Genomic DNA, 15,452 nt, shown 5'->3' with positions numbered 1-15,452 from the left:
CATGACCACCGACTGGCACACACTCAATAGCGAACCGGGCCTGCAGACGCTGTATTTAAGAGCGGCAACGCGACGCAAAATCACCGGCACCGCACTGCCTGAGCTGGGTTATCACTGTTGGGTCAACGTCGATCCGAAACGCCTGGAGGCTTATCGCAAAGTGTGTGGTTTCGCCGACAACGGGCTGCTGCCACCGACGTATCCGCACATCCTGGCGTTTGCCTTGCAGATGCAACTGCTCACCGCCAAGGCGTTTCCCTTCCCGCTGCTGGGGCTGATTCACTTGAGCAATCGCATTCGAGTCATGCGCCCCATGGGCGGCGTGAGTCGCGTGCGGGTCAGCGTGAAGGTGCAGAACCTGCAACCCCATGCCAAGGGCGCGACCTTCGAGTTAGTGACGACGCTCGACGACCAATTGGGGCTGCTGTGGGAAGCCGAAAGCCAGATGCTCTGTCGCAGGGTCAAACTGGCAGGCGAGCCTGTCGAGCAAGCGTTTGCAACGACCTTGTCGCTGACCGAAGTGGCCCACTGGAAAGCACCGGCGGACATTGGTCGCCGGTACGCCAAAGTGTCTGGAGACTACAACCCGATTCACCTGAGCGCGATCAGCGCCAGACTCTTCGGCTTTCCCAGCGCCATCGCCCATGGTCTGTGGAACAAGGCGCGCACCCTGGCAGCCCTGAGTGATCATTTGCCGACGGCCAACGTCGAGATTGCGGTGCAGTTCAGAAAACCGGTGCGTTTGCCCAGCGAAGTGACGCTGATGTCCAGCGCGGAGGGGTCCAGTGGCGACTTCCAGTTGATGGGGGCCGGGGAGATCGAGCATATGGTGGGGCAGTGGCGGCCGGTTGCCTGATGGATTGTGGTGAGGGGGGCTTTCCCCCTCGCCACAGTACGCTCAGGAACTCAGCAAACCCCGAGGCTGCGGAAACAAATTATTCAACGTATCCAACAAACGCACGTGATAGATCGGCTTGCGAAACAGATCCAGCACCTGCAACCGCAACATGTCACTCACATCCTCCATATCCGCATGCCCCGACGTCACAATCACCGGCAAATGCTGACGAGCCGTGTGCTCACGCAGACGCTTGATCAACGATATGCCGCTTTCCTCCGGCATCCGCAAATCAGTAATCACCAGCGCAATATCAGGATGACGAGTCAAATGATGCAGGGCGAGCTTGACCGACGTTGCCGTAAAACACGTAAAACCCTCGCCCTCCAGCAACTCCGCCAGTTCCAGTAACGCATCCTCCTCATCATCGACCAGAAGAAGCTGTTGCCGAGGGAGGGCTGGAGCGTTCATGGGGCAACACCTGCAATGGACTAAGCCATGACGTTAGAAGCCCTTTGCAGGATTGGCAAATGACTGCCTGTGCCAGTCTTCAAATCAAAGCGCAGCTGAAATCGTGTTGAACATTGTGGTGACCGCCGTGGAGATAGGTGCCACAAACGTTGCCAGCACCACGGCCACCATGCCTGCAATGATTGCGTACTCGATGCCCGAAGCACCTTCGGTGTCTTTGGCAAGGTCTTTGTAAAAAGCGATGTGGGATTTGATCTTCTGAACCGTTTTAGAGAAGGACATGACGCGTCTCCTGAATGACAGCGGTTGTTGCACTGCCGCAACATGATTCCCATATGCCAGCATCAGCATTGTCGGCAAACCCATGCCCAACAACTGTAAGAACGCATTAATACTTAAGCAGTAACCGGTTGATTAACGTCACAAAACAGTACTTTGGGCATCAGTCCGTTACTTTTGTCAGATATTTACCGCTCAGTGATGGCATTTTGCTTTACCTGCGCTACCGTCAAATAGCGAAACAGTCCCACGTTCATAACTGCCTGATTACGAAGTCATCTCGTTAGAAGGCTTGGGGGCGTTACGCCGCAGGAAAGGGGGAGAGCCTTCATGAACAGCCGCGTCACCCTGGGCCTGGCCGGGCTGTTCCTGGCAGGCGCCATCATTGCCGGTTACTGGGGGCTGGCGCTGAGTCGCCAACCGGCCCCCGAGCCTGTCGCGCAAATCGGCACATCAACGCCCTCGATACAGGTCTCGGTGGATGACCCGACCCGCCAACCGGTGGTGGTGCTGCTGCGTGATATCGCACCGTTCGAGCAGATCACCGCCGCCGACGTGACCCTGGAAAAACTGCGTACCGCCCCGGTTGGCAGCCTGACCCGTCTCGAACAAGCCATTGGCCGTACACCCTGGCACGCGCTCACCGCCGGCAGCTGGCTCAATGATCAGAGTTTCGAAGCCGGCGGTACGCTGGCGCGGATGATCCGCGCCGATGAACGCGCCCTCGCCGTGGCGGCGGATGATGTGATCAATGTCGGCGGCCAACTGAGCCCCGGCGATTATGTCGATGTGCTGCTGTTTCTGCGCATGGACACCAACAACCTCCAGCAGTCGGCCCAGGTCGTGGTCCCGGCGTTGCGCGTACTCGGGGTCGGCGAGCAGTTGGGGCTGACGAACGATGGCAAGCCTGCCAACCCGGCACTCAGCCATGAAGAGAAACTCAAGCAGGAACAACTGCGCACCAGCGCCCGCACCGTGTTGCTCGCCGTCCCTGAATCCCTCTTGAGCCGCCTGATGCTCGCGGCACAGGTCGGGGTTTTGCGTCTGGCTGTGCGCAGCGCCGAGGAACAACGCCTGAGCCAATACTGGGCCGGCCGTGGTGACTCATCGGCGAGCCTGGCCAACGCCAACCGCGAGCTGGTGCAGTTCAGTCAACTGGCCCTGGCCGGCACTCCACAATCCCCCGCCCCCAGAGGCGCAGCACCGCGCAAGCCGAGCGTGGAAGTCATTCGCGGCAATGCCGTCACCCAACAAACGCCCTGAATCGAGCGAGGACGCTTCTCCATGCGTAGATGTTTCACGCAGCACTTCCTCGAAAACGGCCACGTCGATAAACACGGCGGATTATCGCAATGAGCCAGAGCCAGAACCTGAGCCAGACCTTCCTCGCGATCACACGCAACAACACCGACTTGGAGTGGCTGCAAGGGGCGCTCGCCCCTTTGGGCCGGGTGATCAGCGCCGGTGGCGGCAACCTCGACGAGCTCCTGACGCTGGTGGACGTGACCTTCGCCAGCCTGGTGTTCGTGGGCCTGGACCATGAGCATGTGGTGGCCCAGAGCGCGTTGATCGAGGGAGCCCTGGAAGCCAAACCGATGCTGGCGATCGTGGCCCTGGGCGATGGCATGGACAACCAACTGGTGCTCAATGCCATGCGCGCCGGAGCGCGGGATTTTGTCTCTTACGGCTCGCGGTCCAGTGAAGTCGCCGGCCTGGTGCGACGTCTGAGTAAACGCCTGCCGACCGTGGCGCCGAACACCCAACAGATTCCACAAGGTGGCCTGACCGTACTTTACGGCGCACAGAACAATGCCGACGGCGCGTTGCTCGCCCACCACCTGGCGCACGTGGTGCAAAAGAGCGGCCAGCAAACGCTGCTGCTGGATCTGGGGCTGCCCCGTGGCGACAGCCTGGCCTTGCTGGGGTTGGAGAGTTCGTTTCATTTCGGCGATGCATTGCGCCACCTCAGGCGCCTCGACGCAACGCTGATCGACAGCGCCTTCACCACCTGCGACGCCGGGCTGCGAATCCTCGCCTACGCCAGCAACGATGAACCGCTCGAACAGACCAGCGCCGCCGAGCTGTACATGCTGCTCAGTGCCTTGCGCCAACATTTCCAGCACATCGTGGTGAACCTCACCGGCCAGTCGGACAGCGAAGCCTTGCGCACCTTCGTCAGCCATTGCGACAAGTTGCTGTGGTACACCGATCAAAACGTGCTCGACTGCCGACGCAACCTTGAGGTGCTCAGCCGCTGGCGCGAAAAAGGCCTGAAGCTCGACCACGCCAGATTGCTGGTGGACCGCTACCTGCGCAGCGTCGCGCCGGACTCCGACACCTTGGGCAAAACTTTCGGCATGGAGGTGATCGCGGTGTTTGCCTACAGCCCGGAAGTGCGACTCAACGCCAAGAATCAAGGGCTGAGCCTGTTCGAGCTGGCCCCGCGCGAGGGCCTGACCCAAAGCCTGCGCGCCCTCGGCGAGCAGCTGGCCAAACGCTCCGAAAGCCCGGATAAGCCCAAGGCCGGCTGGTTCAACCGGTTGAGGGGCGTGCAATGAGCGGGGAAAAACTCTTCGGCGCGCCTTCGCACGGGCCGACCGGCAATACCGACCACGAAGGCCTGAAACTGGTGCTGCACCGCTACATCATCGACGCCATCGAAGAGTCCGGAAAAAACCTGCTGGAAGGGTCGCGGCCCATGCTGTCGCAGTTCGTCACCGACAAAGTCGCCGAATACATCGCCCGTCTGCACCTGGCGATTTCCCGCTACGAGATGGAACGGCTGGCGGAAGAAATCGTCGACGAACTCACCGGTTTCGGTCCGCTGGAAGTGCTGCTGCGCGACTCGGCGGTGACCGAAATATTGGTCAACGGCCCGCACCGGGTGTTCGTCGAACGTGAGGGAGTGTTGCACCTCAGCGACCTGCGGTTCATCGACGACCACCACGTCGAGCGGGTCATGCAACGGATTCTCGCGCCCCTGGGCCGACGGCTCGATGAGTCTTCGCCGATGGTCGATGCACGCCTGCCCGATGGCAGTCGGGTCAACGCGATCATTCCACCGATTGCCCTCGACGGCCCATGCCTGTCGATTCGGAAGTTCCGCAAGGACATGCTCAAAAGCACCGACCTGATGGCGATGCAAACCATCGACCAGGCGATCTTCGAGTTCATTCAGGAGGCTGTGGGCAAGCGTTGCAACATCCTGGTCAGCGGCGGTACCGGCACCGGCAAGACCACACTGCTGAACATTCTCAGCCAATTGATCGCCCCTCACGAACGGCTGGTCACCATCGAAGACGTCGCCGAACTGCAACTCGGCCATCCTCACGTGGTACGCCTGGAAACCCGACCGCCGAATGCCGAAGGCCACGGCGAAGTGAAGGCCAGCGACCTGATTCGCAACGCGCTGCGGATGCGCCCGGACCGGATCATCCTCGGCGAGATTCGCGGCGTCGAAGTGGTCGACGTGCTCACCGCCATGAACACCGGGCACGACGGCTCCATGAGCACCGTGCACGCCAACAACGCCCAGGATGCACTCTTGCGCCTAGAGACGCTGGTGGGCCTGACCGGGCGGCTCATCGCCGAACGCACCCTGCGGCAAATGATTTGCGCGGCGCTGGACGTAGTGATCCAACTCACGCGCCTGCCCGATGGCCGCCGCTGCGTCAGCGAAGTGGTGGAGGTCGTCGGTATTCGTGACGACGTCTACGTGACCAACACCCTGTTCCGCTTCGACCGACACACCGGCCGCGGTTTTCTGCGCGAGGCGGCCAACCCCGCCGGCGACAAACTGCGTCGCGAGTCGGCACTCTCTCCCTTGGCGTATTGAGGGTCACGGCATGCTCAAACCGGCGCTGCTCATCCTGCTTTGCCTGACGCTGTTGGGGGTGTCGATCCGTTTGTTCTACAACAGTCTGCGCCAGGCCGGCATCGACCGAACCCTCGGCCGCCTGACCCAGGGGCAACCGCAACTGACCGTGGCGAAATCATCCTGGTCTGGCCTGGAACGGACCTTTCTACGCGCCGGCCTCGGGCGCCCCACCGAGCGCATCGGGTCGTGGCTGCTGCTCTGGGCCTTGGGCGCCCTGCTGGGGTTTGCCCTCGCGGGCTGGATCGGTTTGTTGATGTTGCTACTGGTGCCGCCCCTGGCTCTGCGGCTGTACATCAGCTGGCGATATCAGCGCCGACTCAAGCGCATGATCGAACAACTGCCGACGCTGCTCGACCACACCGTGCGCAGCCTGAAGTCCGGACGCACCCTGGCCGATGCAGTGCTGGGCGCCATCAACGCCGCCGAAGCGCCACTGAAAGACGCCATGGCTCGGGTTCAACGCAACGTGCACTTGGGCGTCAGCCTGCCGGACGCCATCTCGGACCTCGCCGAGCTGTATGAGAAAGACGAGTTTCGCCTGTTCGCCCTGGGCCTGAAGGTCAATCACCGCTACGGCGGCAATGCCAGTGAGCTGTTTGAAAACCTGATCAAAATGATCCGCGAACGAGACCAGGCGGCGCGCCAACTGCGCGCCATGACCGGCGAAACCCGCGTCACGGCCGTGGTGCTGGGGCTGATGCCTGTGGGGCTTGCCGGTTACTTTTTGGTGTCCAATCCGAAATACCTGTTGGCCATGTGGAACAGCGGCTCGGGACAAATGATGCTGGCGACCGCGTTCGGCTTGCAGGTCGTGGGCTGCCTGGCGCTGTGGCGCATGTTGCGAAGCGTATGAAAATCGCCCTGCTGCTGAGCGCACTGCTGTTTCTGGCGGCCACGCTGTTGCTGCTCAGTGGCCTGCTGGACCAGCACCGGCGTGCACGCCAGGTAGCCCAACGGCTGGACGGCAAACCGCTGAGCGACCATCGCGTCAGTCACTGGCTACAACTGCTGGGCGACAGCCGCATCGGTCAGCGTTCGATCCAACTGGACAACGAAACCCAGACCCTGCTCAACCGCCTCGGCTGGCGCAGCGCCCGACAACGCTCGCTGTTCGCCGCCTGCCAGATCGGCACACCGGTGCTGGCGTTGGCCCTGTGCCTGTTGATTCAGGGCCTGTTCTTCCCGCAGGTGAACAACCACTGGATCACTCCAACCCTCGCCACAGCCCTCGGTTACCTGCTGCCCAAACGCTTGCTCGCCGCCGCCGCGCAGCAGCGGCAAAAACAACTGGCGATCGAGGTATCAACCTTCATTCCACTGCTGCGCATCCTGTTCGAATCCGGCATGGCGGTGGAACAGTCACTGCGAGTGTTGAGCGTCGAAGGCAAACAACTGCTACCGACCCTGACCCACGAATTGCGCCTGATACTGGCGCGGGTCGATTCCGGTCTGGAACTGGGCGAAGAACTGAACAAGGCCACCCAATTGCTCGCGGTGGACGAATTCACCGACACCTGCGTGATCCTTCAACAACTGATTCACCAAGGCGGCGGCGCGATGAAATCACTGCTGGCGCTCAAGCTGCTGCTCGATGACCGACGCCTGACACGCTTGCAGGAATACATCTCCAAGATGTCCGCAAAAATGTCCGTGGTGATGATGTTGTTTCTCTTCCCGGCATTGCTGATCGTGCTGGCCGGACCAAGCTTCACCGCGCTGGCGCGGGCGTTTGGTTCTTGAAAGACCAACGAGCCTGTGGCGAGGGGACTTGCCCCCGTTGGGCTGCGAAGCTGCCCCAAAATCTCTGGTGGTCCAAAGATCTTGTGAGTGCTACGCACTCAAACGGGGGCAAGCCCCCTCGCCACAGGTCGTTCCTACAAGGGGTCAGCTGTGTGGCGCGGCTTTTGGTACGTCGACGTTATCCAGCACCCGATTCACCGCCAGCTCGGCCAGCATGATCACCTGCTGAATCGCCAGGAGCGTATGCCGCTGTGGGGCGTCGACATAGACTGCAATGTCGCTGGTCATGACGCTGGCCGAGGCCAGTGATTCGCAGACATGGGCCAGCAAGCTTTCGTTGTCCATGTCCGGGGCGACCAGAAACATCCTGCTTGGTTTGCGGCCTTCGGGTTGTTTGGGTGGTGGTTTTAGGTAGTGGTCGAGCGCGCGTTCGGCGGCTTCGTTGAGTTTTTTGGAATCGGGGGATTCGTAGGGGGAAGTGCTGTCCACTTCAGGCGGATTCGGTGTGGCTTTGAACATGGTGAAGCTCCAAGTAAGTAATGGAGTTGCCACTAATCGCCGCGATGCGATGGGGGTGGCAGCTGTACGCAGGTTCGCGGACCGAGCTACTTGGAAACCCGGCATACCCAAAGGTATCCCGCGCACAGCCACCATAAGACCAAACGACACACTCCGAAGGAACGGCGGTTGGGGACGATGATTATGCACCAAGTAAGCTATTTCAGGCCGCGACGCCCGGTCGCTGAATTGTCAGCGACGGACAAAGGCTAGAGACGCAGCTTCCGACGGGCAACCTGAAAAATGCGTGGGAAAAGATCTGCGCACTGAGACATCAATTAAACATTCAAAAGCGGAGCGCGGAGCGTCCCTGGCGGCGTTCCCACGCGGGAGCGTGGGAACGATCATTCGTTAACCGATTGGTCGGCTGTCAGGCCGCCAAGATCAAAAGATCGCAGCCTTCGGCAGCTCCTACAGGGGAACGGCGTACACCCGCCCCTCACCACTCAACAGGCCGAGCGTTAGCTCGCCTGCCGCCTTTGATTTTGATCTGCCCGCCCCTTCGGGAGGCTGAGTGGAGGTGTTCATCTGGGGATTGGCGCGCAGCGCCGTTCGACGCAGTCGAACCCATCGCATGTAGGTTGAAGCGAAGCCAACCGTAGGGCGATGCCCCCAGATGGATACCGGAGCGAAGGAACGCCGAGCCTTAGCGAGGGGCCGTACGCTTGGGGCGAGACCTTTTGGTTCCTTTTGGGGCGTTTGCCAAAAGGGACTCGCCGTCAGGGCGAAACCATAAGTAGCCGTTACCGCAGAAACGGATATGTACACACCGCAAACAAGAACATGGTCGGCCCAAAGGCCGCCAAGATCAATGCGCAGAAACCCGCCGCCCCCCAGCATTCCCGGGCGACAACGCCAACGCCACCTGCGTACGATTATGCATATGCGTCAACCGCAACACCTGCGACACATAAAGCTTCACCGTGTTCTCGGTAATCCCCAACTCACAGGCAATCTGATAATTGGTCTGCCCCTTGCCCACCAACTGCGCCACCTCCAACTGCCGCGGCGACAACTGATTGAACACCGCCGGCATCCCCACCACCCGCTCCGGTTCACCGACCACACCGTCAACCGAACCTGACACAGGTTCCGGGGACGCCCCCCGACGAACCTTGTCCAGATCCTGATAAAGCTCATCGATCGATTCACAAAGATACTGCAGCTTCTGACTCAAATGCCCCAACTGCAGATTTCTCTGCCGCTCCTGCAAGGCCACCTCCTGACGCTGCAAACCTTCGAGCAACTCAGCCAGATCAATCGGCTTCTGATAGTAATCGGCGAACCCGATACGCAAAGCCTTGATCACATCCTGCTTGTTCGCATGCCCGGTGAGCATGATCGCCTCGAATGCCCGATGCTTGCCGGACAACCGCTGCAGCGCCTGGACAAGCTGGATGCCATCCATGTCAGGCATCTGCAAATCACACAGCACCAAGCCGATATTCACGTCTTCGCTGAAACGCTCGATCGCCTGATGGCCGGAGACACAAGGCACACACCGATAACCATTGAGCTCGATGAACTCGCAAAGCTCTTCGACAATCAACGGCTCATCATCAACCACAAGAACTTTTACTGCCGAGGTAAGCTTGTTCACGTGCCACTCCATGCCAAGTCTGGCTTGGCTGCTCCTGCACCGACACCACAGGCTGTACAACAACAGTTTTGAAAGTAGACGCACTTTCCAACTATGTACATAGAACAGGGGACGCCTGCGATTAATGCATCCAGGCCAGTGTGAGCAGCACACCCACCAGCACGAACGGCGCAAAGGGCTGTTTTTTTGACGCGCCAGGCTCCAGGTAACGAAGACGCGCTCTAAGCCTCTGCCCCATATGCAGCCAGAGTCTTGGCGCCAGCAGCAGCCAGAGCACACTGGCCACCCCGGCGCCGATGAAACCGCCGAGCAGGTGCGTACCGTCCGTCGCAAGACCCAGCGTCGCCATCAGCTTCACGTCGCCTGCCCCCATGCGTCGCACTGCATAACCGGGCAAGGTGAAGGCCAATGCCAACAACAAAGCCCAGCCGCCCTGCACCGCCTCGGCCCCCAGCCACGTAGTCCCTGTCCACAACAGATAGATAAGCGCCAGCACACCTGCACCGACGGTCAGGCCATTGGCGATGTGGCGCTCTCGGGCATCCTGTGCTGCGCAAAGCGTCAGCCAGATGAGTAGGACAAGGCTCTGCATCCGGTAAAAAACGTCCGTTTTGGCTGAATGATTCTATGCTGACACTACGCAGTAATTGTCAGGGTAGACGCACTCATGAAAATAGGCCTCCCCCGCCAACAAAAAGGTGCCGTGGCGATTGAGTTCGCCTTGGTGTTCGTGATTTTTTTCGCCGTGTTTTATGGGTTGGTCAGTTACAGCCTGCCGCTGTTACTGATGCAATCGTTCAATAAATCCACGGCCGAAGCGGTGCGTCGCAGCGTGGCGCTGGACCCAAGCACCGCCAATTACGACACCGCCGTACGAACCGTTGCCACCACCGAACTGACCCGGCAGCTGGCCTGGATTCCCGCCGCACTGAACTTCAACGTGGCCACCGACGCCAGCGCCACCTACACCGGCGGCGTGCTGACGGTCAGCATCAACTACCCCACCAGTAAACTGAATCAAGTGCTGCCGTTTCTGGTGCTGCCGGGAATCGGTTCGGTGCCCAATCTGCCGGCGACCCTCACGGCCCAATCGAGCCTGCAGTTTTGAGCTCCGGGGACAAACTCTTCGGGCGTCTGCTCAATCGCCATCCGCCACAGACCCCGAACACGCCAGACCCTGCGAGCGTGCAACGTGTCGGCTTGCAGCTGCATCTGAATGATGAAGGTCGAGTGATTCAGCTGAGCGGTCCGCTGCGTCATCTGCTGGCGCAACAAATAACCGACACGCAGTCACCACCGCACCTGCTCGATTACCTCATGCCCCATAGCACCCTGTCGGTCGAAGGCTCGCCGGCCGAATGGCAAGGACAGAGCCTGGACCTGGATTTTTTCAGCCTCGCCGGACAACCGCTGCACCTGCGCGGCTGGGTGCAGCCGTTGGGCGAAGAATGGTTGTTGCAGTTGATCGACATCGGCGATCTGTTGCTCGAACGTCGACAAGCGCGCAGTCGTGAACAGTGCCAGTTGCTCGCGGCGCAGGTCAGCGAGCAGTTGCGCCTGTGCAGCCTGACGCGCCTGCCCGAGGTACTGGCCGAACAACTGCAAGGCCTGGCCCAGCGTTTTCAGATTCCGTGCATGGCCATGGCCTTGCTCGATGAACAGGCCGAGGGTTGGTTGATTCACCAGCAGTACGCGGCCTTCGATGCACCAAGGTTGTGGGAAACCCATCAACACCTGGGCACCGGCCTCGACAGTTTGAATGGCTCAGTCCCCCAACAGTTGACACCCAGCGAGCACCCACGCCTGCAAAGCATCTTCGGCAATGCCGAAGGGTTCGCGGTGCCCTATCGCAATGCCCTGGGCGTGGTCGCGTGGTTGCTCTGTGGTTTCTACCCGGTGCAAGAACGTGCTCCCGACTTGAGCGAGCGCGACTGGTTGCAACTCACCGCCGCCCTGGCCGGCCCGCTGCTTGAGCGCTTGCGCGAGCATCAGCACCACCTGCAACTGGAACGGCTGGAATCTCTACAAGCCTTGCTCGGTACCGGTTGGTGGGAGGTCTTCAGCGACCATGCCGAAGTGCAATTGGCGCCGTCGCTCGCCAGTACGCTGAACCTTGCGAGCGCTCGTTTTCCGCTGCACGACTGGCTCGAACAGATTCATCCCGCCGACCGTGAAGAGCTGACGATTCGCCTGCAATCCTTGCAGGACGAAGGCGCGCCGTTGCTGTTGTGCGTACGTCTGCATCGCCCCGACACGACACAAACGCCGATCTGGTATCGACTGCAAGGCCAGGCGTTGGGCATCGGTAAAAACCGCCGGCTGGTGGGTTTCATGCTCGACATCAGCGACATCAAAAACCAGCAGCAGAACGCCGCTGCCGCCCATGCCCGGCTGGACAACTTGATCGCCAGTTCACCGGCGGTGATCTACGTGCAGCGCTATGTCGAAGGTGCGCTGCAACCGACGTTTTTCAGCGACAGCCTGTTGCCGCTGCTCGGTTGGTCGCTCGCCGACTGCGCCGCAGGCTCGCTGGTGGAGCGGGTCCATCCCGAAGACCGCGACGGCTATTTCGAGCGTACCCGGCAACTGCTGCGCGAGGGTTCGGTGAGCGCCCGTTATCGACTGCGCGACAGTCACGGCGATTACCACTGGCTGCTCGACGAAGCCAAACTGCTGCGCGATGACCTCGGGTTGCCGGTGGAAGCCGTGGGCCTGTGGCTGGATGTCACCGAGGCGACCCTGGCCACCGAGAAAGTCAAACAGAGTGAAGAGCGCTATCGGATTCTGGTGGAAGATTCCCCGGCGATGATCTGCCGCTACCGCCCCGACCTGACGCTGACCTTCGGCAACCGGCCTCTGGCGACCTATCTGGAATGCCAGCCCGAGCAGCTGCCGGGGGTGAACCTGGGCAGCTGGATGTCGCCGGAGCAGCGCGAAGCGTTCCTCCAGCGCCTCAGTCGACTGAGCCCGGAGTTCCCGGTCAGCACTGCGGAGATCAACCTGCAACTGCCGGGACGGGAACACGCCTGGTGGGTCTGGTCGGATCGCGGCGTGTTCGACGACCAGGGTCGTTTGCTGGAAATTCAAGCCGTGGGCCGCGACAACACTGAGGTCAGGCGCGCCCAGCAGCAGCTTACCCAGAGCGCGAAAATGGCCACCCTCGGCGAAATGGCCACCGGGCTTGCCCATGAAATCAATCAGCCGCTGAACGTGATGCGCATGGCCATCGTCAATGTGCTCAAGCGTCTGAGCAATGGCGACGCGCAAATCGATTACCTGACTGACAAGCTCAATCGCATCGACGCCCAAGTCCAGCGCGCCGCGCGGGTGGTGGATCACATGAGGGTGTTCGGCCGGCGTTCGGAGGTCGAGCAGCAGCCGTTCAATCCGGTTCAAGCCATCGACGGCACGCTGGCGCTGCTGTCCGAAGGCCTGCGTGGCAAAGGCATCGAGCTGCGGGTCAGCGAGAGCGGTTTTGATGTGCAGGTGCGCGGTTACGTCGATCAGCTGGAACAGGTGCTGATCAACCTGATGGTCAATGCACGGGATGCGTTGCTGAGCAAACGCGAGGCCGACCCGGCGTTTAAACCGTGGATTTCGCTGTACGCCGAACGTGATGAGCATTCAGTGCGGCTGTGGGTCGAGGACAACGGCGGCGGCATCGACCCACGGTTGCTGGAGCGGATTTTCGAGCCATTCTTCACCACCAAACCGGTGGGCGTCGGCACCGGGCTCGGGTTGTCGGTGAGTTACGGCATCGTCGAGAACATGGGCGGACGGTTGAGCGTAAGAAACGCAGCCGAAGGCGCGCGATTCTGTATCGAGTTGCCGATTGTCACGGGCGATCAGATCACCAGCGACGCGCGCCCTGAGTGACAACTGAGGTTGGCGCCGACGTCAACCTTGTTCAAGTCGACCCCAAGGCTTATCAGCACAGTGTTGATCAGACTGTCGAGCAACGGGTTGAGCACGCCGTTGATTGCGCTGACCAGCAAACTGGTCACGCTGCTCAGGATCGCCCCCAGACCGCCGACGAGACTGCCTGACGGGCCATACATATCGACATGAAGGTTGACCGGGGTGTTGAGCAAGTTGCTGACAATGCTGCTGGTGGAAAATGAGTAGTAAAACGGCGGCTGGTTGATGTCCGGCAGGCTGTTGGCCGGTGGTGCGGAGTAGACATGGGGCATGTTGGTGTTCGCCGCCACACTGGTGTCGGCAACGACATCGATGCCACCACCGATGCCTGGCACACGCGGATCGCAGGTGATGGGCACGAACAAAAACCTGCGACAGGTTTTGATGCCGATATCGATCAGTTTCAACGGCTGCACCGTGACCGTCGGTGGTGCGGTGTTGCTGCCGAACATACTGGCGGCATCGATCCGGCCGATTTTCAGGTTCACCAGCGATGTTCTGGTGTTGGTGGTCAGGGTTTTGTTGGTGTTGCTGACGCAGCTGTAAGCCGTGACGTAACTATCGGCACTGGCGACGTCCAGCGCCACGTCGAGCCGTATCGGCCCCGGTAGCACGATGACGTCGGGCGTCTGACAGGGCACGCCGATGGCACAGGTCAGTGAATTGAGCACCGCCACCAGGTCGAGATTGAGCAAGGCGTTGAGGGTGTTGGTCAGCGGTCCTGCCAGATCCGCCGCGGCATTGACCAGCGCCGCGATGGCGTCCAGCGCTGGCAAGTCGATCGACAACAACGTGCGAAGCTGTGCGGTTCTCACGTAGATCCGATTGGGCCCCAGCGGATCCAGCGCGGCGTTTTTCGGATTGCCGATCGCGGAGAGTTGCGGCGGCTCCAACACCTGCACCCGAGCGGTGATTTGCGCCAGCCCTGCCAGATTGATCGGCACTGTCGCCACCACACCGTTTTTCTTGTTGGCCAGTTGCACGACGCCTTCGATCAGGTTGAACACACTCACAGTCGTCGCGAACGTTGAGACGTCGCTGCCGTTCTCGACGTGCAGCAGATTGCCCAACACCACAGTCGTGGAGCCAGCGGCCACCTTGAGGGCTTGCAGACCGACAATGGTCGCCGTCGCGCCGAGGGTGCCGCCGGGGTCCAGCACATTGACGGCGGTCTGGATCAATTGGCTGACGGCCACCGAAGCGCCCAATACCTGGTTATACCCGGCGGCGTTGAGGCCGAGGTCGACCTTCAGTCGGTCAAGGTAACCCAGCAGGCTGATGTTGGTGTTCACCAACCCATCCCACCCTGCCACGGACACGTTCAGACTGCCGCCGAGCAAACCGCCGAACAGCGCATTGAGGGTGGCCGACTTGCTGCTATCGATGCTCAGCGCCGTGGTGCGCAGGGTCAGCGAAGCCAGCGGTGGCGGCAGCCCCGCAACGGCGGTCGCCGTCAGGTTGAGGGTGGCCCCGGCCGGCGCACCGCCGAATAGGGCGCCAACGCCACCGGCGAAACTCTGCGGCACCGAATGACTGACGATCACCCGAATGGCTTCGCTGCTGCTTGGGTTAGCCACAAAAACCCGAAGACTGTTGGCGTCCAGGCTCAAGGTGCCACAGGCTACCGCCAGGCTGCGCGTGGGGTCAGGAAGGGTGAAGCCGTTACGATTTACGCTGGCAGTGGCATAAGCGGTGGCTGTGGCACCCACGGCGCAATCACCGTTGCGCGTGGCAGCCTCCAGTGCGGCCATGTCGGCTATCCGCTGCAAGCTGCGTTTTTCCAGGTACAAGTGGCCACTGTCGACCACGATCAGCAGGAACACCAGGGCCATGCCGAGGGTCAGCACTGCCATCAAACCGATCGCTCCCCGTTGCCGGGCCGGGCTACGAAACTGCAAGCAGGGAGACATGGCGCACTCCTTTGCCGGCGCACCGCCGAGGGCTACCTCCATTGATGAACAGCAGTGTAGACAAGGGTTTGCCGGATTGCTGGCAACTAGCCATCCCACCAACAAAAACTCCCTGTGGGAATGGGCTTATTGTGGGAGCGGGCTCGTGTGGCGAGGGGGCTTGCCCCCGTTCGGCTGCGAAGCAGTCGTAAAACCAGTCACCACTTTCTAAGTTCAAGATTGTGGTTGCTGGTTTTAGGGGAGCTTCGCGCCCCAACGGGG

Annotated in this window: 14 protein-coding genes; 8 read left to right on the top strand and 6 right to left on the bottom strand. The window is 60.8% G+C overall.

The annotated features are described in order from the left end of the window. Position 1 precedes the first annotated feature (1 nt). Positions 2–856, top strand: a complete 855-nt coding sequence (locus LOY36_RS03210; protein WP_258672273.1) for a MaoC/PaaZ C-terminal domain-containing protein — start codon at positions 2–4, stop codon at positions 854–856. Between the two features lie 42 nt (positions 857–898). Here the strand turns inward: LOY36_RS03210 and LOY36_RS03205 are convergent, their stop codons facing one another. Together LOY36_RS03205 and LOY36_RS03200 are read right to left on the bottom strand one after the other, a co-directional pair. After that, on the bottom strand, positions 899–1,309 hold the full coding sequence (locus LOY36_RS03205) for a response regulator (protein WP_018928395.1): 411 nt from the start codon (positions 1,307–1,309) through the stop codon (positions 899–901). Between the two features lie 84 nt (positions 1,310–1,393). Then, the gene (locus LOY36_RS03200; RefSeq protein WP_064616077.1) at positions 1,394–1,591 is read right to left on the bottom strand and encodes a Flp family type IVb pilin; all 198 of its coding nucleotides are present in this window, start codon (positions 1,589–1,591) and stop codon (positions 1,394–1,396) included. Between the two features lie 327 nt (positions 1,592–1,918). On the opposite strand from LOY36_RS03200, the gene cpaB reads away from it, so the two are divergent. From cpaB to LOY36_RS03175, 5 genes are all read left to right on the top strand, one after another. After that, entirely contained in the window at positions 1,919–2,851 is a 933-nt protein-coding gene (gene cpaB, locus LOY36_RS03195; protein ID WP_258672270.1) for a Flp pilus assembly protein CpaB, read from the top strand. An 89-nt stretch (positions 2,852–2,940) separates the two neighbouring features. Continuing rightward, entirely contained in the window at positions 2,941–4,146 is a 1,206-nt protein-coding gene (locus LOY36_RS03190) for a pilus assembly protein (RefSeq protein ID WP_258672268.1), read from the top strand. Further along, a complete protein-coding gene (locus tag LOY36_RS03185; RefSeq protein WP_018928399.1) occupies positions 4,143–5,423 on the top strand; it encodes a CpaF family protein in 1,281 nt (426 codons plus the stop codon). Before LOY36_RS03190 ends, LOY36_RS03185 begins: the two co-directional genes overlap by 4 nt. 10 nt (positions 5,424–5,433) lie before the next feature. After that, positions 5,434–6,318, top strand: a complete 885-nt coding sequence (locus tag LOY36_RS03180) for a type II secretion system F family protein (protein ID WP_018928400.1) — start codon at positions 5,434–5,436, stop codon at positions 6,316–6,318. Continuing rightward, a complete protein-coding gene (locus tag LOY36_RS03175; RefSeq protein ID WP_064616076.1) occupies positions 6,315–7,205 on the top strand; it encodes a type II secretion system F family protein in 891 nt (296 codons plus the stop codon). The genes LOY36_RS03180 and LOY36_RS03175 overlap by 4 nt, the downstream gene beginning before the upstream one ends. Positions 7,206–7,349: 144 nt before the next feature. On the opposite strand, the gene LOY36_RS03170 is transcribed toward LOY36_RS03175, so the two are convergent. The 3 genes from LOY36_RS03170 to LOY36_RS03160 all read right to left on the bottom strand — a co-directional run bounded on the left by LOY36_RS03170 (position 7,350) and on the right by LOY36_RS03160 (position 9,955). Further along, positions 7,350–7,724, bottom strand: coding sequence for a DUF6124 family protein (locus tag LOY36_RS03170; RefSeq protein WP_258672266.1), 375 nt, complete (start codon positions 7,722–7,724; stop codon positions 7,350–7,352). A gap of 847 nt (positions 7,725–8,571) precedes the next feature. Further along, positions 8,572–9,375 carry a response regulator transcription factor gene (locus LOY36_RS03165; RefSeq protein WP_018928403.1) on the bottom strand — a complete coding sequence of 268 codons (804 nt, stop codon included), beginning with the start codon at positions 9,373–9,375 and terminating at the stop codon, positions 8,572–8,574. A 109-nt stretch (positions 9,376–9,484) separates the two neighbouring features. Continuing rightward, positions 9,485–9,955 carry a prepilin peptidase gene (locus LOY36_RS03160; RefSeq protein ID WP_018928404.1) on the bottom strand — a complete coding sequence of 157 codons (471 nt, stop codon included), beginning with the start codon at positions 9,953–9,955 and terminating at the stop codon, positions 9,485–9,487. A gap of 75 nt (positions 9,956–10,030) precedes the next feature. Here LOY36_RS03160 and LOY36_RS03155 point away from each other — a divergent pair, with 75 nt between their 5' ends. Both LOY36_RS03155 and LOY36_RS03150 read left to right on the top strand, forming a co-directional pair. After that, complete coding sequence (locus tag LOY36_RS03155; RefSeq protein ID WP_258672264.1) at positions 10,031–10,471, top strand: TadE/TadG family type IV pilus assembly protein; 441 nt, start codon at positions 10,031–10,033, stop codon at positions 10,469–10,471. Further along, positions 10,468–13,239 carry an ATP-binding protein gene (locus LOY36_RS03150; protein WP_258672262.1) on the top strand — a complete coding sequence of 924 codons (2,772 nt, stop codon included), beginning with the start codon at positions 10,468–10,470 and terminating at the stop codon, positions 13,237–13,239. Before LOY36_RS03155 ends, LOY36_RS03150 begins: the two co-directional genes overlap by 4 nt. Here the strand turns inward: LOY36_RS03150 and LOY36_RS03145 are convergent. After that, complete coding sequence (locus LOY36_RS03145) at positions 13,209–15,191, bottom strand: pilus assembly protein TadG-related protein (RefSeq protein ID WP_258672260.1); 1,983 nt, start codon at positions 15,189–15,191, stop codon at positions 13,209–13,211. The two genes, LOY36_RS03150 and LOY36_RS03145, sit on opposite strands and share 31 nt — an antisense overlap. Positions 15,192–15,452 lie beyond the last annotated feature (261 nt).

Source organism: Pseudomonas sp. B21-019, assembly GCF_024749225.1.
Classification (GTDB): domain Bacteria; phylum Pseudomonadota; class Gammaproteobacteria; order Pseudomonadales; family Pseudomonadaceae; genus Aquipseudomonas.
The sequence above is the reverse complement of the archived record's forward strand: the minus strand, read 5'-3'. Positions and strand labels throughout refer to the sequence as shown.